This window comes from Streptomyces sp. NPDC005070, assembly GCF_053600395.1.
In genome coordinates this window covers 1-1,219 of the sequence record NZ_JBSFZS010000550.1, presented here as the reverse complement: position 1 = coordinate 1,219, position 1,219 = coordinate 1, and the positions used below count along the sequence as shown (strand labels likewise).

Here is a 1,219-nt window from a genome sequence, read left to right as displayed (position 1 = left end):
GGAGTCGGCGAAGGACAGCGCGCTCCACGACAAGAAGTAGTGACAGCCCAGCAGTTGACCGATCGCGCCGTCGGCGGCGGCTCCCGGACGTCGGCCGCGGAGAACTTCCAGTTCCGCTCCGGCACGTCGAGCCGCTTCATGAAACGGGTGCGCTGCTCCTCCTTGGACAGGTTCAGGAAGATCTTCACGACCTTGAACCCGTTGTCGGTCAGGTAGCGCTCCCAGTCGTTGACGGCACGGTAGCGGCGATCCCAGATGTCCGGCCCGCGCACGTCCGCCGGCAGTCGCTGCCGGTCGAGGACCTCCGGATGGACCCGGACGACCAGCACCTCCTCGTAGTGCGAACGGTTGAAGATCGCGATGTCACCGCGGGCGGGCAGCCTGGCGGCGTACCGCCACAGATAGTCGTGGTCCAGCTCCTCCGTGGAGGGCTGTTTGAAGCTGCTGACCTTGACGCCCTGGGGGTTCACCCCGCTCATGACGTGCCGGATCGTGCCGTCCTTGCCACCGGCGTCGAGCGCCTGGAGACAGAGCAGGACGCCGTACGTGTCCTGGGCCGCCAGCCGTTCCTGGTACTCGGCGAGCAGCGACACGCCCGTGCGCAACAGCTCCACCCCCTGCTTCTTCTTCAGGCCGCCCTTGTAACGGGGGTCGAAGTCCTCGCCCAGGTTCACCCGTGACCCCGGCTCGACCCGCAGCGGCTCGATGAGCTTCGCGACGCGCGCGGCCCTGGCATCCGTCATGACGACCCGCCTCTTCTCCTGTCACGGTGAGCGCCGCGCGGTCACCGGCTCTCACCGACACCACCCAGGTCGGACGCGGACGCCGGCGCGGGACGCAGCCTGGCGGGTATCCACCTGCCGAGCAGGGGAGAGCGGCGCGGGCTCCCGGCGGACCGCTCCAGCGTTCCCTCCGTTCGCGGCTCCCCGCTCCCCGGGTCGCCCACGGAGGCGGACGCGGGGGCGGTCCGTTCTCCGGAGAGGCCGGCGAGCAGCGCGCGGACCCGGCGCTCGACCAGAATGGGGACGTACGTCCTGACCTTGGCCTGCTGGAAGGGGCCGCGGGCCGTCGCGATCACCTGGTCCACGACGGACGGGGCGACGGAGGGGTACGCGGCCTTCATGCGCGCGGTCAGGTGACGGAGGGCGGCCGCGCTGGGCGGCCTCCGCTGGCTGGTCGTCCTCTTCGACGGCCTCGACATGTTCATCTACGGCTCCGT

At 70.2% G+C, this 1,219-nt stretch carries 2 protein-coding genes; both read right to left on the bottom strand.

The window, feature by feature from the left end; genetic code table 11:
- The coding region (locus ACWEBX_RS41060; RefSeq protein WP_451889769.1) for a PPK2 family polyphosphate kinase at nt 1–743 on the bottom strand (743 nt) is incomplete at its 3' end.
- Nucleotides 744–784: 41 nt separating this feature from the next.
- Nucleotides 785–1,207, bottom strand: a complete 423-nt coding sequence (locus ACWEBX_RS41055) for a three-helix bundle dimerization domain-containing protein (protein ID WP_451889768.1) — start codon at nt 1,205–1,207, stop codon at nt 785–787.
- Between the last annotated feature and the right edge of the window lie 12 nt (nt 1,208–1,219).

Excerpts from the sequence above, each read along its gene's own strand:
- ACWEBX_RS41055 (WP_451889768.1), bottom strand. The coding sequence starts at position 1,207 with ATGAACATGTCGAGGCCGTCGAAGAGGACGACCAGCCAGCGGAGGCCG.